The organism is Streptomyces sp. NPDC044106, assembly GCF_056433985.1.
Genome location: NZ_JBWKFZ010000001.1, coordinates 233,425 through 255,834, shown reverse-complemented (window position 1 = coordinate 255,834; position 22,410 = coordinate 233,425). Strand labels below are relative to the sequence as shown.

Annotated in this window: 21 protein-coding genes; 16 read left to right on the top strand and 5 right to left on the bottom strand. The window is 71.9% G+C overall.

The annotated features are described in order from the left end of the window. Positions 1 to 83: 83 nt before the first annotated feature. From AC07DI_RS01180 to nudC, 4 genes are all read left to right on the top strand, one after another. The gene (locus AC07DI_RS01180; RefSeq protein WP_384249346.1) at positions 84 to 782 is read left to right on the top strand and encodes a hypothetical protein; all 699 of its coding nucleotides are present in this window, start codon (positions 84 to 86) and stop codon (positions 780 to 782) included. 83 nt (positions 783 to 865) lie between these two features. After that, complete coding sequence (locus tag AC07DI_RS01175) at positions 866 to 4,486, top strand: UvrD-helicase domain-containing protein (RefSeq protein WP_478901388.1); 3,621 nt, start codon at positions 866 to 868, stop codon at positions 4,484 to 4,486. Between the two features lie 10 nt (positions 4,487 to 4,496). Beyond that, the gene (locus AC07DI_RS01170; RefSeq protein WP_384249342.1) at positions 4,497 to 5,900 is read left to right on the top strand and encodes a dipeptidase; all 1,404 of its coding nucleotides are present in this window, start codon (positions 4,497 to 4,499) and stop codon (positions 5,898 to 5,900) included. A gap of 90 nt (positions 5,901 to 5,990) precedes the next feature. Continuing rightward, a complete protein-coding gene (nudC, locus tag AC07DI_RS01165; protein ID WP_384249340.1) occupies positions 5,991 to 6,938 on the top strand; it encodes an NAD(+) diphosphatase in 948 nt (315 codons plus the stop codon). Positions 6,939 to 6,971: 33 nt separating this feature from the next. On the opposite strand, the gene AC07DI_RS01160 is transcribed toward nudC, so the two are convergent. Continuing rightward, positions 6,972 to 7,214, bottom strand: coding sequence for a mycoredoxin (locus AC07DI_RS01160; RefSeq protein WP_478901386.1), 243 nt, complete (start codon positions 7,212 to 7,214; stop codon positions 6,972 to 6,974). 69 nt (positions 7,215 to 7,283) lie between these two features. Here AC07DI_RS01160 and AC07DI_RS01155 point away from each other — a divergent pair, with 69 nt between their 5' ends. The 5 genes from AC07DI_RS01155 to AC07DI_RS01135 all read left to right on the top strand — a co-directional run bounded on the left by AC07DI_RS01155 (position 7,284) and on the right by AC07DI_RS01135 (position 11,286). Continuing rightward, complete coding sequence (locus tag AC07DI_RS01155; protein ID WP_478901713.1) at positions 7,284 to 9,569, top strand: ATP-dependent DNA helicase UvrD2; 2,286 nt, start codon at positions 7,284 to 7,286, stop codon at positions 9,567 to 9,569. A 164-nt stretch (positions 9,570 to 9,733) separates the two neighbouring features. Continuing rightward, positions 9,734 to 10,075, top strand: coding sequence for a hypothetical protein (locus tag AC07DI_RS01150; RefSeq protein ID WP_478901384.1), 342 nt, complete (start codon positions 9,734 to 9,736; stop codon positions 10,073 to 10,075). Between the two features lie 169 nt (positions 10,076 to 10,244). Next, positions 10,245 to 10,613, top strand: coding sequence for a WhiB family transcriptional regulator (locus AC07DI_RS01145; protein ID WP_384249330.1), 369 nt, complete (start codon positions 10,245 to 10,247; stop codon positions 10,611 to 10,613). After that, positions 10,610 to 10,933, top strand: coding sequence for a hypothetical protein (locus tag AC07DI_RS01140; protein WP_478901383.1), 324 nt, complete (start codon positions 10,610 to 10,612; stop codon positions 10,931 to 10,933). The genes AC07DI_RS01145 and AC07DI_RS01140 overlap by 4 nt, the downstream gene beginning before the upstream one ends. A gap of 143 nt (positions 10,934 to 11,076) precedes the next feature. Continuing rightward, on the top strand, positions 11,077 to 11,286 hold the full coding sequence (locus AC07DI_RS01135; RefSeq protein WP_384249598.1) for a hypothetical protein: 210 nt from the start codon (positions 11,077 to 11,079) through the stop codon (positions 11,284 to 11,286). A gap of 13 nt (positions 11,287 to 11,299) precedes the next feature. Here the strand turns inward: AC07DI_RS01135 and AC07DI_RS01130 are convergent, their stop codons facing one another. Both AC07DI_RS01130 and AC07DI_RS01125 read right to left on the bottom strand, forming a co-directional pair. Then, on the bottom strand, positions 11,300 to 12,709 hold the full coding sequence (locus AC07DI_RS01130; RefSeq protein ID WP_478901382.1) for an ABC1 kinase family protein: 1,410 nt from the start codon (positions 12,707 to 12,709) through the stop codon (positions 11,300 to 11,302). 41 nt (positions 12,710 to 12,750) lie between these two features. Continuing rightward, positions 12,751 to 13,884 (bottom strand): ThiF family adenylyltransferase, encoded by a 1,134-nt coding sequence (locus tag AC07DI_RS01125; protein WP_478901380.1) that lies wholly within the window; start codon positions 13,882 to 13,884, stop codon positions 12,751 to 12,753. A gap of 211 nt (positions 13,885 to 14,095) precedes the next feature. Here AC07DI_RS01125 and AC07DI_RS01120 point away from each other — a divergent pair, with 211 nt between their 5' ends. The 4 genes from AC07DI_RS01120 to AC07DI_RS01105 all read left to right on the top strand — a co-directional run bounded on the left by AC07DI_RS01120 (position 14,096) and on the right by AC07DI_RS01105 (position 17,971). Continuing rightward, a complete protein-coding gene (locus AC07DI_RS01120) occupies positions 14,096 to 14,719 on the top strand; it encodes a M48 metallopeptidase family protein (protein WP_384249320.1) in 624 nt (207 codons plus the stop codon). Between the two features lie 117 nt (positions 14,720 to 14,836). Continuing rightward, on the top strand, positions 14,837 to 16,507 hold the full coding sequence (locus AC07DI_RS01115) for a TerD family protein (protein WP_478901378.1): 1,671 nt from the start codon (positions 14,837 to 14,839) through the stop codon (positions 16,505 to 16,507). Between the two features lie 11 nt (positions 16,508 to 16,518). Beyond that, positions 16,519 to 17,199 (top strand): AIM24 family protein, encoded by a 681-nt coding sequence (locus AC07DI_RS01110; protein ID WP_384249313.1) that lies wholly within the window; start codon positions 16,519 to 16,521, stop codon positions 17,197 to 17,199. 16 nt (positions 17,200 to 17,215) lie between these two features. After that, the gene (locus tag AC07DI_RS01105) at positions 17,216 to 17,971 is read left to right on the top strand and encodes an AIM24 family protein (protein WP_478901376.1); all 756 of its coding nucleotides are present in this window, start codon (positions 17,216 to 17,218) and stop codon (positions 17,969 to 17,971) included. A 101-nt stretch (positions 17,972 to 18,072) separates the two neighbouring features. Here AC07DI_RS01105 and AC07DI_RS01100 read toward each other — a convergent pair whose 3' ends face one another. Next, positions 18,073 to 18,597 carry an NUDIX hydrolase gene (locus AC07DI_RS01100; protein WP_478901374.1) on the bottom strand — a complete coding sequence of 175 codons (525 nt, stop codon included), beginning with the start codon at positions 18,595 to 18,597 and terminating at the stop codon, positions 18,073 to 18,075. Next, entirely contained in the window at positions 18,594 to 20,063 is a 1,470-nt protein-coding gene (locus AC07DI_RS01095; RefSeq protein WP_478901372.1) for a zinc-dependent metalloprotease, read from the bottom strand. Before AC07DI_RS01095 ends, AC07DI_RS01100 begins: the two co-directional genes overlap by 4 nt. Positions 20,064 to 20,254: 191 nt before the next feature. Here AC07DI_RS01095 and AC07DI_RS01090 point away from each other — a divergent pair, with 191 nt between their 5' ends. From AC07DI_RS01090 to AC07DI_RS01080, 3 genes are all read left to right on the top strand, one after another. Continuing rightward, positions 20,255 to 21,367, top strand: coding sequence for an SDR family oxidoreductase (locus tag AC07DI_RS01090; protein ID WP_384249300.1), 1,113 nt, complete (start codon positions 20,255 to 20,257; stop codon positions 21,365 to 21,367). A 176-nt stretch (positions 21,368 to 21,543) separates the two neighbouring features. After that, positions 21,544 to 22,008 (top strand): molybdenum cofactor biosynthesis protein MoaE, encoded by a 465-nt coding sequence (locus tag AC07DI_RS01085; protein WP_384249296.1) that lies wholly within the window; start codon positions 21,544 to 21,546, stop codon positions 22,006 to 22,008. Between the two features lie 162 nt (positions 22,009 to 22,170). Further along, positions 22,171 to 22,341 carry a hypothetical protein gene (locus AC07DI_RS01080; RefSeq protein ID WP_478901371.1) on the top strand — a complete coding sequence of 57 codons (171 nt, stop codon included), beginning with the start codon at positions 22,171 to 22,173 and terminating at the stop codon, positions 22,339 to 22,341. The last annotated feature ends 69 nt before the right edge of the window (positions 22,342 to 22,410 follow it).

Below are 22,410 nucleotides of genomic sequence, written 5' to 3'. Positions count from 1 at the left end.
AGCACCCGCGTGGCCGAATTAAAGTCACGGTAAGAACTTGCTGTGCGCCGTCCGAGGTGCACCCTTTTGAGGAGTACGCGTATATGGCAGCCAACCGGAAGCTCCTGGCAGTGGCCGTCGCCTGTGCCGCCGCCGTCATCGGCGTGACGGGCTGCAGCAGCGACGGCGACAAGGACCCCTTCGACGGCATGAGCGCCGACAAGATCGCCGACAAGGCGTCCAAGGCCTCCAAGGACGCCGGGTCCTACCGCATGAAGGGCCAGATGAAGCAGAACGGCCAGGCGAGCGACGTCGAGTTCGCCGTCGCCGAGTCCGGCGACTGCAAGGGCACCGTGGGTTCGGCCAAGACGGGGAAGGCCGAGTTCCTCTCCGTCGGCGAGTTCAGGTACTCCAAGGGCGACGACAAGTTCTGGGACTCCAAGGGCGGCGGCGCCACGGCGGAGCTCCTCAAGGGCCGCTGGGTCAAGCAGCCCAGCACGGCGGGCAAGGCCGTCTGCAACCCGGACGACATGTTCAGCAACAAGAACCTGAAGAAGCTCGAGCGCGAGGACGACGCCGAGGTCGACGGCGCGAAGGCGGCCGTCCTGACCCGCAAGAAGGGCGGCGAGACCACCACCTTCTACGTCGCGATGGAGGGCAAGCCGTACTTCCTGAAGGTCGTGAACAAGGGCTCCGACGGCCCAAGCACCGTCACCTTCAGCGACTACGGCAAGACCGTCGACGTCAAGGCCCCGCCGGCCAGCGAGGTCGTCGACCCGAAGAAGCTGGCCTCGGGCTCCTGACCTCACCCTCCACCTGAGCATGCGGTGGCCGCTCGCGTCCGGGTCCGCCCCGGTTGTCAGTGGCCACCGCTAGCCTCTCTGACGTGTCACATCGCCTCACCGATCCCGAGCAGCTCAAGGAGCTCCTCGGCATCCCGTTCACCCCGGAGCAGACGGCCTGCATCACCGCGCCGCCCGCCCCGCAGGTGATCGTGGCCGGAGCGGGATCGGGCAAGACGACGGTGATGGCGGCACGCGTGGTGTGGCTGGTCGGCACCGGCCAGGTCGCCCCCGAGCAGGTCCTCGGCCTGACGTTCACGAACAAGGCGGCGGGGGAGCTCGCCGAGCGCGTGCGCCAGGCCCTCGTCAGGGCGGGCGTCACCGACCCGGACGCGGTCGACCCGGACAACCCGCCCGGCGAGCCGCTCATCTCCACCTACCACGCGTTCGCCGGCCGCCTCCTGACCGACCACGGTCTGCGCATCGGCCTGGAGCCGACCTCCCGCCTGCTCGCCGACGCCACCCGCTTCCAGCTCGCCGCCCGCGTGCTGCGCGAGGCGCCCGGCCCCTACCCGTCGCTCACCCGGTCCTTCCCCGACCTCGTCAGCGACCTCCTCGCCCTCGACAGCGAGCTCGCCGAACACCTCGTACACCCCGAGCGGCTCCGCGCGTACGACACCGCGCTCCTCGACGCCCTGGAAGGCGCCAAGCTCACCAACGCCGACCTGCGCAAGGTCCCCGAGACGGCGGCGGCCCGGCTCGAACTGGCCGAGCTCGTGGGCCACTACCGCGCGGCGAAGCGCTCCCGCGACCTCCTCGACTTCGGCGACCAGATCGCCCTCTCCGCGACACTGGCCCGCACCCGCGCGGAGGTCGGCGAGATCCTCCGCGACGAATTCCGCGTCGTCCTCCTCGACGAGTACCAGGACACGTCGGTCGCCCAGCGCATCCTCCTCTCCGGCCTGTTCGGCGGCGGCACGGGCCACCCGGTGACCGCGGTCGGTGACCCCTGCCAGGCCATCTACGGCTGGCGCGGCGCCTCTGTCGCCAACCTCGACGACTTTCCCGAGCACTTCGCGTACGCCGACGGCCGCCCCGCCACCCGCCACGCGCTCAGCGAGAACCGCCGAAGCGGGGGCCGCCTCCTGGACCTCGCCAACGGCCTCGCGGAGCCCCTGCGCGCCATGCACGCGGGCGTGGAGGCCCTGCGGCCCGCGCCGGGCGCCGAGCGCGACGGAACGGTGCGCTGCGCCCTGCTGCGCACGCACGCCGAGGAGATCGACTGGCTCGCCGACTCCATCGCCCACCTCGTCCGCACCGGCAAGGCGCCCGGCGAGATCGCCGTCCTGTGCCGCACGGCGACGGACTTCGCCGAGATCCAGGGCGCGCTCGTCGCCCGCGACATCCCCGTGGAGGTCGTCGGCCTCTCCGGACTCCTGCACCTCCCGGAGGTCGCCGACCTCGTCGCCGTCTGCGAGGTCCTCCAGGACCCGGGGGCGAACGCGTCCCTGGTGCGGCTCCTGACCGGCCCCCGCTGGCGCATCGGGCCCCGCGACCTCGCCCTCCTGGGCCGCCGCGCCCGTCTCCTCGTGCGCCCCGGGCACGCCGCCCCCGACGACCCGGACCGCCGCCTCGCCGAAGCCGTCGAAGGGGTCGACCCGGCCGAGGTGATATCGCTCGCGGACGCGCTCGACACCTTCCTGGAGACGCCGCTCGACCCGGCCGGCGCCTCCGGAGGGGACGACGGCCTGCCCTTCTCGGCGGAGGCCAGGGTGCGCTTCGCCCGGCTCGCCGCGGAACTGCGCGAGCTGCGCCGGTCGCTGTCCGACCCCCTGATGGACGTGCTGCACCGGGTGCTCGCCGTGACCGGCCTGGAGGTCGAGCTCTCCGCGTCACCGGGCGCCCTGGCGGCCCGCCGCCGCGAGACGCTCTCCAACTTCCTGGACGTCGCCGCCTCCTTCGCGGCCAACGACAACGGCGCCTCACTCCTCGCCTTCCTTGGATTCCTGCGCACCGCCGCCCAGTACGAGAAGGGCCTCGACAACGCCCTGCCGGGCGGCGAGAACACCGTCAAGGTGCTCACCGCGCACAGGTCCAAGGGCCTCGAGTGGGACGTCGTCGCCGTCCCCGGCCTGGTCACGGGCACGTTCCCGAGCGCGCAGGGCCGCGAGAAGTGGACCGCCCAGGCCAAGGTCGTACCGCACGAACTGCGCGGCGACGCGGCGACACTGCCCGACATCGACGCGTGGGACGCCAAGGGAATGAAGGCCTTCCACGAGGCGATGAAGGACCACCAGCGCACCGAGGAGCTCCGCCTCGGCTACGTGACCTTCACCCGGCCCCGCTCGCTGCTCCTCGGCTCGGGCCACTGGTGGGGCCCCTCCCAGAAGAAGCCGCGCGGCCCCTCGGACTTCCTCCAGGCCCTGTACGACCACTGCGCGGCGGGCCACGGCGAGATCGAGGCCTGGGCGGACAAGCCTGCCGAGGACGAGGAGAACCCCGCCCTGCGGGAGGCCACCGCCGACCGGGCGTGGCCGCTCCCGCTGGACGACGACTCCCTGGCCCGCCGCCGCGCCGCCGCGCGGACCGTCCTCGCGCACCTGGACCGCCTCACGGGAGAGGGCCCCGCGGAAGAGGCCCGTACCCACGAAGAGACTCATCCGGCGGCGTACGACGACGTGCCCCCGGCCGACGATCCGGAATGGCCACCCCCTCCGGAGGACGACGAACCTCCCTATGACGAGCCCCCCTATGACGAACCTCCTTATGAGGAGGCCGATCCTCCCGGCGACGCCCCGGTCGACTGGGCCGCGCTGACGCCGGAGCGCCCGACGATCCCGCACCCCGCGGACGCCCCGGACGCGCGCGTGCCGCTCCCCGCAGGGGCCGCGCCCGAGGCCCGACCGCACCCCGCCGACGCCGACGCCGGCGCGGACATGGACGCCGACGCCGACCGCGTCCCGGACAGCCGCCTCACCCCGGAGGAGGCCCGCACCCTCGCCTCCTGGGACCGTGACCTGGACGCCCTCACCGGCGAGCTCCTGCGCGCCCGCGAAGCCGTCAGGGACATCCCCGTGCCGCCCTGGCTCACCGCGTCCGAGCTGATGCGCCTGGCCGCCGACCCCGAGGGCTTCGCGCGGGACCTGGCCCGGCCCATGCCGCGCCCGCCGCAGCCCGCCGCCCGCCGCGGCACCCGCTTCCACGCCTGGATCGAGTCCCGTTTCGAAGAGCTCACCCTGCCGATGCTCTCCCCGGAGGAGCTGCCGGGCGGCGGGCCCGACGAGGCCGAGATCGCCGACGAGCGCGACCTGGAAGCCCTCAAGGAAGCCTTCGAGCGCACCGAGTACGCCCACCGCGCGCCCTACCGCGTCGAGGTCCCCTTCCAGTTCGTGATCGCGGGCCGCGTTATCCGGGGCCGCATCGACGCCGTCTACAAGGAGGGCGAGGGCGCCGACGCGACGTACGAGATCGTCGACTGGAAGACCAGCCGCACCCGCACCGCCGACCCCCTCCAGCTCGCCGTCTATCGCCTCGCCTGGGCCGAGCAGCAGGGCGTCCCTCTGGGGTCCGTCAAGGCCGCCTTCCTCTACGTCCGCAGCGGGGAGACCGCCCGCCCGGCGAACCTCCCGGGCCGCGCCGGGCTGGAACGCCTCCTGCTGGAGGAACCGGCGGCCGGTGTGCCGGGCGACGGGCCGCAGGACGGGACCACCCCGGATGGCGGATAGGCTCGTGACCATGAGCGAGACACCGGACGGCGCCGTCCGCACGTACATCGAGAACCACCGTGCCGCCTTCCTCGACGACCTCTCCGAGTGGCTGCGCATCCCGTCCGTGTCGGCTCAGCCCGACCACGCCGGGGACGTGCGTGCCAGCGCCGAGTGGCTCGCCGGCCGGCTCAAGGAGACCGGCTTCCCGGTCGCGGAGGTCTGGGAGACGCCCGGGGCGCCCGCCGTCTTCGCCGAGTGGCCCTCCGGCGACCCGCAGGCCCCCACGGTCCTCGTCTACGGTCACCACGACGTCCAGCCCGCGGCCCGCGAGGACGGCTGGGACACCGACCCCTTCGAGCCCGTGGTCCGGGGAAACCGCCTCCACGCGCGCGGGGCCGCCGACGACAAGGGCCAGGTCTTCTTCCACACCCTCGGCGTCCGCGCCCACCTCGCCGTCACCGGCCGCACCGCGCCCGCGGTCAACCTCAAGCTGCTCGTCGAGGGCGAGGAGGAGTCCGGCTCGCCGCACTTCCGCGCCCTCGTCGAAGCCCACAGGGACCGCATCGCCGCCGACGCGGTGATCGTCTCGGACACCGGCATGTGGTCGGAGGACACCCCGACCGTCTGCACGGGCATGCGCGGCCTCGCCGAGTGCGAGATCGAGCTGCACGGCCCCGACCAGGACATCCACTCCGGCTCGTTCGGCGGCGCCGTGCCGAACCCCGCCACCGAGGCCGCCCGGCTCGTCGCCGCCCTCCACGACGACCACGCGCGCGTGGCGATCCCCGGCTTCTACGACGGCATCACGGAGCTCACCGACCGCGAGCGCGAACTCTTCGCCGAGCTGCCCTTCGACGAGGAGCGCTGGCTGCGCACGGCCAAGTCGCACGGCACCCACGGCGAGTCCGGGCACACCACTCTTGAACGCATTTGGGCCCGCCCCACCGCCGAGGTCAACGGCATCGGCGGCGGCTACCAGGGCGCGGGCAGCAAGACGATCATCCCGTCGTCCGCCGTCGTGAAGCTGTCCTTCCGGCTCGTCGCGGGCCAGGACCCGGAGCGCGTCGAGAAGGCCGTGCGCGCCTGGGCCGCCGACCGCGTCCCCGCCGGTATCCGCCAGACGGTCACCTTCAGCGCAGGCACGCGCCCGTGCCTGACCCCGCTGGACCACCCCGCTCTCCAGTCCGTCGTACGGGCGATGGGCCGCGCCTTCGAGCAGAAGATCCGCTTCACGCGCGAGGGCGGCTCGGGACCGGCCGCCGACCTCCAGGACGTCCTCGCCGCGCCCGTCCTCTTCCTGGGCATCTCCGTCCCGTCCGACGGCTGGCACGCGCCGAACGAGAAGGTCGAGATCGACTTGCTGCTCAAGGGCGTCGAGACGACCGCCTACCTGTGGGGCGACCTCGCGGCGAACTGGCACGATGCAGACTGAGGCGCCCCTCGAAGGCCCGCCGGCCGTCGTACACGCCCCGCCGCACGCCCTGCTGAACCACCCATTCCACCGGGGGAGTTGGAAGCACCTGTGACCACCTGGACCGACAGCACCGCAGATCGCCCCGTCTCGCTGACCGCTCCCAGCGGCATCGACCGTGCGGCCCACCACCGCATGGACGAGGCGTGGCTCGCCGCAGCCTGGAGCCACCCCACGACCCGGGTCTTCGTGGTCTCCGGCGGCCAGGTACTCATCGACGAGACACCCGAGGGCAACACCGAACTGGTGATGACGCCGTCCTTCGAAGCGCCCCTCACCGAGGAGCACCGCTACTTCCTGGGCACCGACGACGACGGCGTCAGCTACTTCGCCCTCCAGAAGGACAGCCTGCCGGGTCGCATGGACCAGTCGGCGCGCCCAGCGGGGCTGCGCGAGGCGGGGCTCCTGCTCTCCCCCCGGGACGCGGGCCTGATGGTGCACGCGGTCGCCCTGGAGAACTGGCAGCGCCTGCACCGCTTCTGCTCACGCTGTGGCGAGCGCACCGTCATCGCGGCGGCCGGTCACATCCGCCGCTGCCAGGCCTGCGGCGCCGAGCACTACCCACGCACGGACCCCGCCGTGATCATGGCCGTCAGGGACAGCGAGGACCGCATCCTCCTCGGCCGCCAGGTGCACTGGCCCGAGGGCCGCTTCTCCACCCTCGCGGGCTTCGTCGAGCCGGGGGAGTCCATCGAGCAGTCGGTGCGGCGCGAGGTCTTCGAGGAGGCGGGCGTCACGGTCGGCGACGTCGAGTACGTCGCGAGTCAGCCCTGGCCGTTCCCCTCCAGCCTGATGCTGGGCTTCATGGCCGACGCGACCTCCTCGGAGATCAACGTCGACGGCGAGGAGATCCATGAGGCCCGCTGGTTCTCCCGGGAAGACCTGCGGGCCGCGTTCGAGTCCGGGGAGGTCCTGCCTCCCTACGGAATCTCGATCGCGGCCCGCTTGATCGAACTCTGGTACGGCAAGCCCCTGCCGAAGCCGGGGACCGTGGGCTGAGCCCGCGCCGCACCCTCGCCCGGGTGCTGCGCCTCAGGCGTCCAGCTTCTGCTTGACCTGCGCCAGCGAGGGGTTCGTCAGCGTCGAGCCGTCCGGGAAGAGAACGGTGGGAACCGTCTGGTTTCCGCCGTTCGCCTTCTCGACGAAGGCCGCCGACTCCGGGTCGTGCTCGATGTTGATCTCGGTGTACGCGATGCCCTCACGGTCCATCTGACCCTTGAGGCGGCGGCAGTAGCCGCACCACGTGGTGCTGTACATCGTCACAGTGCCCGGCATGTCTTTCGTGCTCCTTCGTCGCTCGGGGTGCGTCTTCGCAATGGAGCGAACGTACGCGACCCGGCCACCATTCCCGTATTAGTACGACCGGCTGCGCTCCCCTGTGGACAACCGGCTCACCCGCCTCCTGCGACCTGGCAGCATGGCAGGGTGACATCAGCAACGCACTCCACCCTCTTCCCGCAGGTCCCGGACTCGGCCGACGCGGTGCTCGACGGGCTCGACCCCGAGCAGCGCGAGGTGGCCACCGCCCTGCACGGGCCGGTGTGTGTCCTGGCGGGCGCCGGCACCGGCAAGACGCGGGCGATCACGCACCGGATCGCCTATGGCGTGCGCGCCGGAATGCTCCAGCCCGCCAGCGTGCTCGCCGTCACCTTCACCAACCGCGCCGCGGGCGAGATGCGCGGCCGCCTCCGCCAGCTCGGCGCCTCCGGCGTCCAGGCCCGCACCTTCCACTCCGCCGCCCTGCGCCAGCTCCAGTTCTTCTGGCCGAAAGCCGTCGGTGGACCGCTGCCCCGGATCGTCGACCGCAAGATCAAGCTCGTCGCGGACGCGGCCGCCGCCTGCCGCATCCGCCTGGACCGCAATGAGCTGCGCGACCTCACCGGCGAGATCGAGTGGGCCAAGGTCACCCAGACCGTCCCCGCCGACTATGCGGCCGCCGCCGCCCAGTCGGGCCGGGACGTCCCGCGCGACCCCGCGGAGACCGCCCAGCTCTACGCCGCGTACGAGGACCTCAAGCGCGACCGCACCCTCATCGACTTCGAGGACGTACTGCTGCTCGCCGTCGGCATCCTCCAGGACCGCCACGACATCGCCGAACAGGTCCGCACCCAGTACCAGCACTTCGTGGTCGACGAGTACCAGGACGTGAGCCCCCTCCAGCAGCGCCTCCTTGAGCTGTGGCTCGGCGAGCGGGACAGCCTCTGCGTCGTCGGCGACGCCAGCCAGACGATCTACTCCTTCACCGGCGCGACCCCCGACCACCTGCTGAACTTCCGCACCCGCCACCCGGGGGCGACGGTCGTCAAGCTGGTCCGTGACTACCGCTCGACACCTCAGGTCGTCCACCTCGCCAACGGCCTGCTCTCGCAGGCCCGGGGCCGCGCCGCCGACCACCGCCTGGAGCTGATCTCCCAGCGCGAGCCCGGCGCGGAGCCGATCTACACGGAGTATGCGGACGAGCCCGCCGAAGCCGAGGGCGCCGCCCGCCGCATCCGCGCCCTCCTCGCGGACGGCGTGCCCGCCAGCGAGATCGCGGTCCTCTTCCGCACGAACTCCCAGTCGGAGATCTACGAGCAGGCGCTCGCCGACGCCGGCGTGCCCTACCAGCTGCGCGGCGCCGAGCGGTTCTTCGAGCGCACCGAAGTGCGCGAGGCGGGCGCGGCCCTGCGCGGCGCGGCCCGCTTCGGGGGCAACGACCCGCTCCTCGACGACGTGGTCGACCTGCCCTCCCAGGTGCGGGCCGTCCTCTCCACGAAGGGCTGGACGACCGAGCCGCCCGCGGGCTCCGGGGCGGTCCGCGACCGATGGGAGTCGCTGGCCGCGCTGGTGCGGCTGGCCGAGGACTTCTCGCGGGCCAGACCGGAGGCGACCCTCGCCGACCTCGTGGCCGAGCTCGACGAGCGGGCGAACGCGCAGCACGCGCCCACCGTCGAGGGCGTCACGCTCGCCTCGCTGCACGCGGCCAAGGGCCTGGAGTGGGACGCCGTCTTCCTGGTGGGCCTCGCCGAAGGCATGATGCCGATCACCTACGCCAAGACGGACGAGCAGATCGAGGAGGAGCGCAGGCTCCTCTATGTGGGGGTGACCCGCGCCCGCGTCCACCTCTCGCTCTCCTGGGCCCTCTCCCGCTCTCCGGGCGGGCGCCCCAGCCGCCGCCCCAGCCGCTTCCTGGACGGTCTGCGTCCGGGCTCAGGGTCGGGCTCCGCCGCCCGTGCCGCGAGCGGCGGCCCCGGTGGTGTCGAGCGGGGCAGCGGCGGGGCCACCGCCGTGGCGGGCCGTCGTGAGCGCAAGAGCCGCACCCCGGCCCGCTGCCGGGTCTGCGGCCGGAGCCTGACGGACGCGGGCGAGATGAAGCTCATGCGGTGCGAGGACTGTCCGTCCGACATGGACGAAGGGCTCTACGAGCGGTTGCGGGAGTGGCGCTCCGGCCAGGCGAGGGAGCTGGGGCAGCCCGCGTACTGCGTCTTCACGGACAAGACCTTGATCGCCATCGCGGAGGCCGTGCCGGGGGACGAGGGCGAACTGGCCCGGATCCCCGGGGTCGGTGTCCGCAAGTTTCATCGCTTCGGGGCCGATGTCCTCGCGATCTGTGCAGGTCAGGAGGGTGTAAGGGGCGCCGAAGGAGAATGATTCAAACTCGTCGAAAAAATAGTTTGCGCATGCGCAAGGAAGACCCATAGGTTCTTAACACGGAAACGGCGGGCTTCTCCGAAGCCCCGGTTCCGTGCTGTACTTGTCAGTCCGCAGGATCGGTCCGTCCGATCCCTTGAGACGCCGAGAGGAGGCGAATTCCAGTGATCAGCATCAACGAGAGCTTCATCAGCACCGCGAAAATGACCGATCGCTCGGTCGTCGCTTCCTGCCTGCTCGGCTTCTCGAACCAGGGCACCGGTCTGTCCGGCGGCATTCCCGCCTCCCGTCCGCTGCCCGCCTCCCTGCTTCTCATGGGTCTTCCCGTCCGCGAGGTCAATGGGGGCAATGAGCGACCGACCAAGGCACCGGAAGCAGCAGTAGCGGAGGCGCAGGCCCATGCCTATGCCTTTGCGGCGGCCGGTGCCGGATTCCGGAAGCAGACGACGCAGCACCACACGATGTGGGCCTTCCGTGGGCTCGAACCCTGGAGTGATCCAGTCTGATCTCGATCAGACGGGCGCCTTCAGGGCCGCGGAACCCCACCCGGGATCCGCGGCCCTTTTGTTTTCCCCGAGACAGGGAGAACGGAGCGAAGGGGCCGACAGCAAGACCCGGTACCAGCCGCCAACCGGCCGACCCAGGCCGGCACGACCAGACGAGGACAACACCACCGTGCAAATCGAAGCGCACGCCCCGTCCGTACCGCCTTCACAGACGCTCCCGCCGCCCGCACCCACGGAGGACCCGACCTTGACTCCCCTCACCGCGCTCACCGCGCTCGACGACGCCATCGAGAACCTCGGCGTACCCGTTCCCTGCCGTGCCTACGACCCGGAGGTCTTCTTCGCGGAGTCCCCGGCCGACGTCGAGTACGCCAAGTCCCTCTGCCGGACCTGCCCGCTGGTGGAGGCCTGCCTCGCCGGCGCCAAGGAGCGGCGTGAGCCGTGGGGCGTCTGGGGCGGCGAGCTGTTCGTCCAGGGCGTTGTCGTTGCCCGCAAGCGGCCCCGTGGCCGCCCGCGCAAGAACCCGGTCGTCGCATGAGCACCGCCGGAACCATCGACCGCCCCCTGACGCACGACCCCAAGAAGCAGGCCCCGATGAAGGCAGCCACCAGCGAGCCCGCCGGCTCCGCGACCCCAGACTTCACCACCACCGGCGCGCACGTCCCGCGCCAGAACAGGACCCGTGAGATGCAACTCATCCCAGAAGCCATGGCTCGTGCGCATATGCACGAACGCCTGCGCGAGGCCGAGGCCCAGCGCCCGGCCGAGCGCCTGATGGCGGCCCGCCGTATGCAGCGCCGCGCGGAGCGCGCCTCGCTGCGTGCCCGGCGCGCGCTCGCCATAGCGGTCATGCAGTAAGAGCCACGCTGCGGAATTCCCGCAGCAAGGGCCGCCGACGCGGCCCGGCACGATGACAGATGCCCGTGGGGGCGGTCCGAACGGACTGCCCCCGCGGTGCGTTGTGCTCAGCGATCGTCCCGGCACGGCGATAGGGTCGCCGGGTGGACCAGCAGAACCCCCGGGCGTCGGAGCCGGAGAACCCGGAGGAACCGATGAATTCCGTGTGCGGCCTCTGCGGCACGGTCGCCCGAGGCACCCCGCCGACCTGGACCTGTTCCGTGGAGAACGGCACCCGCCGCTACCTCTGCGAAGCCTGCGCACGGGACAACATCAGAGCCATCGAAGGGCGTCTCGACTCCGCCTGGTGGTGAGCCTCTCCGCGGTTCAGCCCTGCGCCGCCGTACCGCCCTCCACGGCCTCCACCAGTTCCTCGCTCCCGGCCGGATCCTCGCTGTCCGCGGACTCCCCGTCCTCCTCCACGAAACCGGGCAGCCACTCCTCCAGTTCGTCCCGCATCCGCACTGTCGCACCCAGCTGGCACAGCACCCCGATGGTGCTCACCGTCACGCGGTGTATCAGCAGGTAGGCCGGCGGCAGGTTCAGATACCGGCCCAACTGGTAGGCGGGGGAGCGGACATCGGCAAGACGTGCCGCCTGCTTGCGCATCCAGGCGCGGGTGAAGGTGTACTCGTCGACGGCCAGGGGCTCGATGATCGGCAGCAGGTAGTCGAGCACCGCCTGCGGCTCCAGGTCGACGGACTCCTTGACGAAGCCCTCCTCACGGAGCATGTCGTAGACGGCGTCGGCCTCGCCCGCCAGCGTCATCCGCAGGGATGTCCCGATGGTCGGGGGCAGCCCGTCGGGCAGGCGGTCCACCGTGCCGAAGTCGAGGACACCGAGGCGGTAGCCGTTCTTCTCGTCGGGCAGCAGACGGAAGTTGCCCGGATGCGGATCGGCGTGCAGCAGCCCCGTGCGCGCCGGCCCCGAGAAGAGGAAGTGGGCCAGCAGCTGCCCCGCCCGGTCGCGCTGCTCCTGAGTACCGTCCGAGATCACCTTCGACAGAGGTGTCCCGTCCATCCACTCGGTGACCAGAACCTGATCGCTCTGGTGCACCACCTGGGGCACCACCACATGCGGGTCGTACGCGAACTCCTCCGCGTGGGCCTGCTGGGCCTGCGCCTCCAAGCCGTAGTCCAACTCCTCCGAGACACGGTCGCGCAGCTCCGCGATGAGGGGCTTGATGTCCATCCCCGGGATCAGCGGCCCGAGGAGCCGGGCGAACCGTCCGAGTTGATTGAGGTCGGAGAGCAACGCCTCGCCCGCCCCCGGGTACTGCACCTTGACCGCGACCTCCCGGCCGTCCTCCCAGACGGCCCGGTGCACCTGACCGATGGACGCGGCAGCCGCGGGCTTGTCGTCGAACTCCAGGAACCGCTCGCGCCAGTCCGCGCCGAGACGCTCCGCGAGGACGGCGTGCACGGTGCTGGTCGGCATCGGCGGCGCCGCTTCCTGCAACTTCGTCAGCGCCGCGCGGTAGGGCCCCGCGATCTCCTCCGGCAGGGCGGACTCGAAGACGGACAGCGCCTGCCCGAACTTCATGGCGCCGCCCTTCAGCTCTCCGAGCACCTTGAACAACTGCTCGGCCGTGCGCTGCTGCAGTTCCCGTCCGACGATTTCCGCGGACTTTCCCCCGATCCGCTTGCCGAGCCCCCAGGTCGCGCGTCCCGCGAAGCCGAGCGGCAGCGCTGCCAGTTTGGCGGTACGGGTGACCGCCTTCCGGGGAAGATCAGACATGCGCCCCTCCAAGTCCCAGACAGCCGCGCCCTCTCAGGCGGTTACCCGGCCATTGTTGCGTGCGGCCTCTTGTCAGCGGTGGGCCGATCCCCCCTAACGGACACGTCGGCCCCACAAGAGCATGATGGATGGGCCCAAATCGGGGTCGAGCGCCACTCGAATCCGGGCACCGAGGCCTTCCAGCGCGCGCCCGCGCAGGCCGACGGCTCCCCGTCCAGAAACGCGAGGGCGTGTCCCGCCGTGAGCCCCGCCACCGATGTCGACAGGGCCACGTCGCAGGCGGGCGCCTGCCGCGCGTGCCCCGAGCGCCACTGTGCCAGTAGCCGCGGCCAGGTGGGGTCGTGTTCGGCACGTTGCAGGAAGAGACACTCGGCGCACGGGGTCGTCCCCGGCAGGACCAGAGGACCCACCACACCCGTCCCCTCGATCACCCCGGCATAGAGGTGGGGCGTGCCCGACGCGAGGAGTTCCTCGGCCGCGGCGGGCGCGGGAGCGTACGCGTCCAGGCCGTCCCTCGGCGCGATGATCACAAGAGACAGTCCTGCCGCGCCCTCCGCTTCGGTGGACCGCCGGCCCGGCCGGCCGGGCGCCGACTGCCGCACGATCCGACGCGCGGTCGTGTCCCTCCGCTCCCCGACGGACTCGGCGGGCAGGCCGCCAGGTGCCACGTCCCACGGCCGCACATGTCCGCCGTCCAGCACATCGACCCGGCCGACCCCGGCGGCCGCGAGCACCGAAGCCACGACGGTGCCCACCCGCCCGGCACCCTGAACCCGCACGCGCATGGCCCGGCGCGCCGCCATCTTCGTGATCGCACCGCCCGGCTCGGGCGACAGGAGCGACAGTGAGGCCAGGTCGGCCCGCAGCCGGTCCATGATCTCGCTCCGCTCGCGCAGCGCGTCGGCCGCGGGCCCGCCGCCCGTCGAGTCGTCGAGGAGCCCGGCCCGTGAGAGCTCGCCGAGCAGCTTGTCCACATGGCCGTCCGGCAGCCCCATCCGCCTGGCCTCCTCGCGCAGCAGCGGCAGCCCGCGGGTCCCGTCGAGCAGAGTCAGGAAGGTGCCCGTCGCCGTGTCCATCGGGCCGAGCACCAGGGCATGCGCGGGCGCCACCCCGAACTGCACGGTGCTCAGGTCCCGCCAGCCGCGCCGCAGCGCGGGCTTCACGATCGGATGCATCAGGCGCATGGTCGTCCCCCGTCGGCCGGTCGGCGCGGTCCCGTCCGCCGCGTCGATCGAATGCCAGAATGCCCGTCCCAGCGGACGCCTGCGTCGCGTTGTCCACAGGTGGTGAGTATTCATCGCACTAATCGGACGCGTGGGGTGCGGAACAGCGCCGAACCGCCCCGGAGGCGGGACTTCCCCCATGCCCAGCGGGTAACGTCGGGGCGTGCCCGCCGACCCGTCACCTCGCGTCGCTGGGGAGACCTCAGCGCGTCGCGCCGGAGCTCCACAGCGCAGCACGACCAGCCCGGCCCCGTCCGGCGTGACGGCCAGCGCGGTCGAGGTCAGACGGAGCGCCCGCCGCCGCAGAACGGTCTCCGCGTACCGGGAGGGCGATCGCACCGTCGTCCTCATCCCCGCCCGGATGTCCGAGGCGGAGGAGCAGCGCTGGGTCAACGTGATGCTCGACAAGCTCGCGGCCCAGGAGAGCAAGCGGCTCCTCGGCGACGCGGAGCTCGCCGAGCGTGCCGAGCAGCTGTCGGAGCAGTACTTCGAGGGCCGCGCCAGACCGGTGTCGGTTCGCTGGGTCACGAACCAGAACACCAGGTGGGGATCCTGCACGCCGGCGGAGGGCAGCATCCGTCTTTCGCACCGGCTCCAGGGCATGCCCGAATACGTCGTGGACTACGTCCTCGTCCATGAACTCGCCCACCTGCTCGTTCCCGGCCACGGGCCGGATTTCTGGCGCCTCCTGGAGGCCTACCCCCGTACGGAGCGGGCCCGTGGCTACCTCGAAGGGGTGGTCTCGGCCAGCCGGCTGCCCCACCTGCCCGCCGCCCGCGAGGAGTGAACATCCGCGGCGTCAGGCCGTTGTGCAGCGGGTCTGTACCGGCTTCGCCCGCTGTCGGACTTTGCGGTTAGCCTGACGCGACGTATTCACATTCGGGATGGGGGACGGTCGTTACGTATGGCCAGGCAATTCCAACGCGGCCACAAGGCCAAGATCAGTGATCTCACTCCGGGCACCGATCTGTACGTGGGCGTACAGATCTCCGCCCCCGGGCTGACCTTCGACATCAGCTGCTTCGGCCTGGACGCGAGCGAGCGGCTCTCGGACGACCGTTACTTCATCTTCTTCAATCAGCCGAAGTCGCCCGAGGAGTCGATCCAGCTCCTGGGCGCGCAGGCGGGCGACACCGAGTCCTTCCGCGTCACCCTGGACCGCATCCCGCCGCAGATCCAGCGGTTGTCGTTCACGGCCACGATCGACGGCGCCGGGCAGATGTCGCAGGTCGCCTCCGGGTACGTCCGCATCGTCGCGGGCGGCGAGGAAGTCGCGCGCTACGCCTTCAGCGGCGCGGAGTTCTCCACCGAGCGCGCCGTCATGCTGGGTGACTTCTACCTGAAGGACGTCTGGCGGTTCGCCGCGATCGGCCAGGGCTTCGACGGCGGTCTCGACGCGCTCCTGAAGAACTTCGGCGGCGAGATCGCCGAGGAGGAGCCCGCCGCCCCCCAGCCGCAGGGCGCGCCCTCCTTCGCACCGCCCGCGCAGGCCACGCCCCCGCCCGCGTTCGGCGCCCCGGCTGCCACCACGCCGCCCCAGGCACCGGCACCCGCTCCGGCCCCCGCGCAGAACTTCGCGCCGCCCCAGGGCGTCACCCCACCCCCCGCACCCGCTCCGGTCGACCCGTCGGTGCACGCCGCGCAGACCGTCGTAGCCCCGTTGCACCAGCCGCCGGGCGGCCCCGTGCCGCCCCCGCCGCCCCCCGCGCCGTACGGCCAGCCGGGCCAGCAGCCCCCGCAGCAGCCGCAGTTCGGCCAGGTCCCCGGCCAGCAACCGCCCGGCCAGAGTGCACCGCTCCCGCCCGGTTACGGCCAGCAGCCGCAGGCCCCGATGCCTCCGGGATACGGGCAGCAGCCTCCGGGCGGTCAGTTCCCCGGCCAGCCCGTCGCACCACAGGGCGCCGCTCCCCAGGGCGCCGGTGTGGCGGCGGCCCTCCAGAAGTACCGCGAAGCCCCCACCGGTCAGCGCTGGACGCAGCAGAACGAGAAGCTGATCCGCGTCGACCTGAGCGTCGCCGACCAGCCGGTCCTGGCCCGCCAGGGCAGCATGGTGCTCTACCAGGGCAAGGTCGAGTTCGGCTACAAGGGCGCGGGCTTCGCCGGGCGCATCGTGGGCAACGCCACCGGCCAGGAGATGCAGCTGATGCGCTGCTCCGGCCGTGGCCAGGTCTTCCTCGCCGAGGAGGGCACTCACCTGCACCCCATCGAGCTCCAGGGCGACGCGATCTGCGTCTCCGCGGAGAACGTCCTCGCCTTCGACGAGAGCCTGCAGCACGAGGTGCGCAGGATCGAGGGCCACGGGATCCCCGGCGGCGCGCTGTTCGTCATGCAGTTCCAGGGCACCGGCACGGTCGTCGTGAAGACGCACGGTGTGCCCGTGGTGCTGCCCGTCACGCCGACGACGTTCGCCGACTGCCACGCCGTCGTGGCCTGGTCGGCCGCCGCGCAGGCGATCGTCTCCAGCCAGGTGCGGCTGCGCAGCAACGCCTACGCGGGCTCCACGGGAGAGAGCGTGAACCTCCAGTTCCGTGGCGCGCCCGGCAATTTCATCGTCGTCCAGCCGTACGAGGTCTGAGGGAGCTCGTCATGAACCAGCAACTCGCGGGCTTCGCTCCCGCACCCGTCGCCGCCCGCATGGAGAACCACGGCCATCACATGGTCAAGGTGGCCATGCAGACCGGCAACGACCTCCTCGCGCGCGTGGGCTCGATGGTCGCCTACGAAGGGTTCGTGCAGTACGAGCCGAATCCGCCCGCCGTCCGTCAGATCGCGCGCGAGTGGATGACCGGCGAGGGCGCGCCCCTGATGAAGTGCTCCGGAGACGGCCTTCTCTACCTGGCCGACTACGGGGCGGACGTCGTCCTCATCAACCTGGCGGGCGACTCCCTCTCGGTGAACGGCACCAATTTGCTCGCGTTCGACGCCTCCCTCCAGTGGGGCGTCGAGCGGGTCAAGGGCATGGCCAAGTTCGCCGGGCAGGGCCTGTGGAACATCAAGGTCTCCGGCCAGGGCTGGGTCGCGCTGACGTCCCGGGGCACTCCGATCGTCGTCGACTGCGGCCGCGGCGAGGACGAGACGTACGTCGACCCGGACGCCCTGATCGCCTGGTCCCCGAACCTCAAGGTGAAGGGCAAGCGCAGCTTCAAGGCAGGGGCCCTCATCGGGCGCGGCAGCGGCGAGGCCTACCAGATGGGCTTCTCCGGAGAAGGCATCGTCGTCGTACAGCCCAGTGAGGACAGCACCGACCGCCTCCGAGCACGGGGCTGAGGGGGAGCAACACACCATGCAGAGCCCACTTTTCGCGCATGCCGAGCAGCAGACGCAGGAGCGCTACTCCGTCCAGAACCCGCAGATGCTGCGGGTCGCCCTGGAGGGTCACGACGACGTCCTGGCCCGCAAGGGCGCCATGGTCGCCTACCAGGGTCTTATGGAGTTCGACGCGGAGTACCAGAGCCGGGGCAACCAGCGTGCCCGCGCGCACACCGGTGAGGGCCTGGACCTGATGCGGGTCCACGGCCAGGGCACGGTCTACCTCGCCAACCTCGCCCAGTACATCCACGTGGTGGATGTGGACCAGGACGGCCTGACCGTGGACAGCAGCTACGTCCTGGCGATGGACTCGTCGCTGGCCCACCAGGTCATCGCCGTGGACAGCCAGTACGGCATCTCAGGCTCGGGCAAGTACCAGCTCAACATCACCGGACGCGGCAAGGTCGCCCTGATGACGTCGGGGCAGCCGCTGATGCTGCAGGTCACGCCGGACCGGTACGTCAACGCCGACGCCGACGCGATCGTCGCCTGGTCCAACGGCCTGCGCGTCCAGATGCAGGCCCAGACCCATTCCTCGGGCGTCTGGCGGCGCCGCGGCAACACGGGCGAGGGCTGGGAGCTCAGCTTCATGGGCCAGGGCTACGCGCTCGTCCAGCCCAGCGAGATGCTGCCGCCCCAGAACGCGGTCATCGGGCAGGGCGCCCGGGCGCAGTTCGGGGTGGGCCAGCAGGGAGCACGGGGGCAGAACCAGGGCAACGTCTGGAGCTGAGCGCTCCGCTTCGGTGACGCAGGGAACAAGTCGCGGGGAACTGCGGGCCGGCTGTGGCTGGTCGCGCAGTTCCCCGCGCCCCTTTCAGGGGCGCTCCCCGGCTACAGGCGTGCCCTTGTCGCCTCGACCAGTCGTACCACCGACTCGTCCGCCACCCCCGCCACCTCGTCGTACGCGAACCAGCGCAGGTCCAGGGACTCGTCGCTGATCGCCTCGACGGCGTCCTCGGGGGCGAGCGCGGCGAACTGCACATCCAGGTGCTGGGTGCACGGGCCCGGGATCGGGTGCCTGTCCAGGCGGACGGGACCGCCCGCGAGCAGCGTCAGGCCGGGCACGCCGGACTCCTCCGTGGCCTCACGCAGCGCCGCCGCGGCGAGCGTCGGGTCGCCCGGCTCGCAGTGGCCGCCCATCTGAAGCCACATCCGCAGCTTTCTGTGCAGCGTGAGCAGCACCCGTCCGCGCGCGGGGTCGACGACCAGGGCGCTCGCCGTCACGTGGCCCGCGGTGCAGGCCTTCCACATGCCGTCGTCACCGTGCGCCGACAGGTGCTCCAGGTAGGCCTGGCGCAGCTCGGGCTGCTCCTCGTACCCCTTGAGCACGAGGACCGTGTCGTCGTACAGACTCACTTGTCGCCGTCGTCCTTGCCGTCGCCCTCGGTGTCGTCGCCGGTGTCCTTCTTGAGGTCCGGCTTCGCGGCGCCGCCGCCCGCCGCCTCGCCGAGCATCTTGTCCAGCTCGGAGAAGTCCAGCTGCTCGCGGTGGACGAAGCCGTCCGGGTCGTCCAGGTCGGAGGCGGTCGGCAGCATGTCCGGGTGCTCCCACAGGCCGTCACGGCCGTCGACGCCGCGCGCGTCCGTGAGGGAGGCCCACAGGCGCGAGGCGTCCCGCAGCCGGCGCGGGCGCAGCTCGAGACCGATCAGGGTCGCGAACGTCTGCTCCGCGGGCCCGCCCGTCGCGCGGCGGCGGCGCAGCGTCTCCCGGAGGGCGTCGGCGGACGACAGGCGCGGTTTGGCGGCGGCGTGCACCACCGCGTCCACCCAGCCCTCGACGAGCGCGAGAGCCGTCTCCAGGCGGGCCAGAGCGGCCTTCTGGGCCGGGGTGTCCTCCGGCTGGAACATGCCCTGCTGGAGCGCTTCCTGCAACTGCTCGGGGTTCTGCGGGTCGAGCTGGCCGACCACGTCCTCCAGCTTGGCCGTGTCGACCTTGATCCCGCGCGCGTACCCCTCGACGGCTCCGAACAGGTGCGAGCGCAGCCACGGGACGTGGGCGAAGAGCCGCTGGTGGGCGGCCTCGCGCAGCGCCAGGTAGAGCCGCACCTCGTCCTTGTCGATGCCCAGGTCCTTGCCGAAGGCCTGGATGTTCACCGGGAGGAGCGCCGCCTTGCCGGACGGGCCGAGTGGCAGGCCGATGTCGGTGGAGCCGACGACCTCGCCCGCGAGCACGCCCACGGCCTGGCCGATCTGCTGGCCGAACATGGCGCCGCCCATGGAGCGCATCATGCCGATCAGCGGGCCCGCCATGGCCTGCATCTCCTCGGGCAGCACATCGCCCATGGCGAGGCCGACCCGCTCGGCGACGGGGTCGACGAGCTCCTTCCACACCGGCAGGGTCGCCTCGACCCACTCGGCGCGGCTCCACGCCACAGCGGTGCCGGAGCCCGAAGGCAGCGACGTCGCGTCGTCCAGCCACAGATCGGCCAGCCGCACGGCCTCCGCGACGGCGGAGCGCTCGGCGGGGCCGACGCTGGCGTCCTTGGCGCCGTCCGCCGTGCCCTGGGACACGGTCTGGCGGGCGATGTCCTTGGCCATGTCCCAGTTCACCGGGCCGCCCTCGTACGACAGCATCTGGCCGAGCTGCTGGAACGCGGCGCCCAGGTCGTTCGGGTTCATCGAACCGAACATCGCGGCGAACGGATTGTCACCGCCGCCGGGACCGCCCGCCCCGGGGAACCCCCCAAAACCGAACGGATTTGCGGGGCCGCCTGCGCCTTGCCCCCCGCTCCGGCCCTCTCCAGGGGATTCCTTCTTCTTGCCCTCGTCGCCGTCGTCCGGCTCCTCCGGCGGAAGGCCGAATCCGAATGGGGTGTCACTCACGGGATTCCTCGGCTCGTCAGGCCACCGGTCGTGTTCCGGCGGCGGCTGCCCTACAACACCACCCAGCGTAGACACCGTGACGGGATCGGGCCTCGGTGCTTCGCCGACTCTCGGCCTGCGGCAGGATGGATGCCACCTGGTACGTACGCGTCATTCGCTTACGTACTGAAGACAACCGCTGGAGACGCCCGGTGAGTTCCCCAGATCCACAGGTTCGCGCAGCGCGAAACCCGTCAACCCCGGCGCCCGTCCGAGGGCCCGTCGTCGCCGTCACCGGCGCGGCCTCCGGCGTGGGCGCGCTGCTGACCGAGCGCCTCGCGGCCTCGGAGGAGATCAAGCAGGTCATCGCCATCGACGAGCGCCGGGGTGACTGCTCGCAGGCGCAGTGGCACATTCTGGACGTCCGGGACCCGGCCATCGCCGAGAAGCTGCGCGGCGCGGACGTTGTGGTGCACCTGGCGCTCGACCTGGACCTGGAGACGGACGGCGCGGCCCGCACCGCCTACAACGTGCGCGGCACCCAGACCGTGCTGACCGCCGCTGCCGCCGCGGGCGTGCACCGCGTCGTCCTGTGCACCTCGGCGATGGTCTACGGGGCGCTGTCCGACAACGAACTGCCCCTCTCCGAAGACGCCGAACTGCGTGCCACCGCCGAGGCCACCGGCGTCGGCGACCTCTTGGAGGTCGAGCGCCTCGCCCGCCGGGCGCCCCGCGCCCACCCCGGTCTCAACGTCACCGTCGTACGGCCCGCGACCCTCGTCGGCGGCACGGACACGGCCCTCACCCGGTATTTCGAGTCGCCCCGGCTCCTGGTCGTGGCCGGATCGCGGCCCGCCTGGCAGTTCTGCCACGTCGAGGACCTGTGCAGCGCTCTGGAGTACGCGGTGCTCGAGAAGGTCGACGGCGAGCTCGCCGTCGGCTGCGACGGCTGGCTGGAGCAGGAGGAGGTCGAGGAGCTCAGCGGGATCCGGCGCATGGAGCTGCCCTCGGCCGTCGCCCTCGGGGCCGCCGCCCGGCTGCACCGCATCGGCCTCACGCCGTCGCCTGCGGGCGACCTCGCGTACACGATGTACCCGTGGGTGGTCAGCGTCAGCAGGCTGCACGACGCCGGGTGGCGCCCGCAGTGGACTAACGAGGAGGTCCTCGCGGAGCTGCTCGACGAGGTCTCCGGGCGGCGCACGGTGGCGGGCCGGCGGCTCGGGCGCAAGGACGCCACGGCCGCGGGCGCGGCGGGGGCGACGGTCGCGCTGCTGGGCGCCGCGGCGGTGGTCCGCAGGGCGCGGAAGGCGCGGCGCAGGATCTGAGGGGTGCGGGGGCGCGGGGAGCGCGGCCTGGAACTGCGCGGCGCCGTCGAGGGGGCATACGTCCACGCCCCAGGCGTACGCCGCCCTCGCCCTGTAGGGAACTCCAAGGCGATACGCGCGCGTGCCGGGCGAAAGGTCTATTCCGCGATGACCGTGCCGTGCGGCACCATGGCCGCATGGCACGCACCACGATGGACCACCCCGGCGAGCAGGCCGCGCAGGACCCGATCCGCCTCCTCGCGATCCGTGACACGCCGCTCTCCCTGGACGAGGTCTTCCGGGCCGTCGGCGACGACGCGGCGGGCGGCACGGCGCTCTTCGTGGGGACCGTGCGCAACCACGACGGCGGTGCGGACGTCGACGAGCTGGGGTACTCGACCCACCCCACCGCCGAGGCCGAGATGCGCCGGGTGGCCGAGAAGGTCGTCGCCTCATACCCGGTGCGCGCCCTGGCCGCCGTGCACCGCATCGGTGACCTCGCCGTCGGAGATCTTGCGGTGGTCGTGGCCGTCTCCTGCCCGCACCGCGCCGAAGCCTTCGACGCCTGCCGCAAGCTGATCGACGACCTCAAGCACGAGGTGCCGATCTGGAAGCACCAGCGCTTCTCCGACGGCAAGGAGGAGTGGGTCGGCGCCTGTTGAGGCGCGGGGGAGCGGCCGCCGGGACGGGGTGGAGCCCCCGGGGCCCGGTTGGTCCGTGTGGCTCCGGTTGCGTAACCCGACCCCTGCCGTGAGCGTTGACCATGCAGATGGTTAATCTGCTGATCAGTCAGTTGCGGTGGATCGTGGGGTCGGGAGGTTGACATGGCATCACTTGCCTGGTTGCTGATTCCGGTCCTGGCTGCCGTCGGCGCGGGTCTGTGGGGCGGCTGGGCCGCCCGCAACCGCAAGTCCGGACGGACCGGCGACGCGATCGAGCTCAACGGCTACGCCGCGTTCCGCGAGGCCATGGAGAAGTCCCGCACCGGGACGTGACGCCCGCGTCGGCGCCCGGGCTCGGGCCCGTACCGCGGTTCCCCGTACGGACCGGCCCCGAAGGTGCTC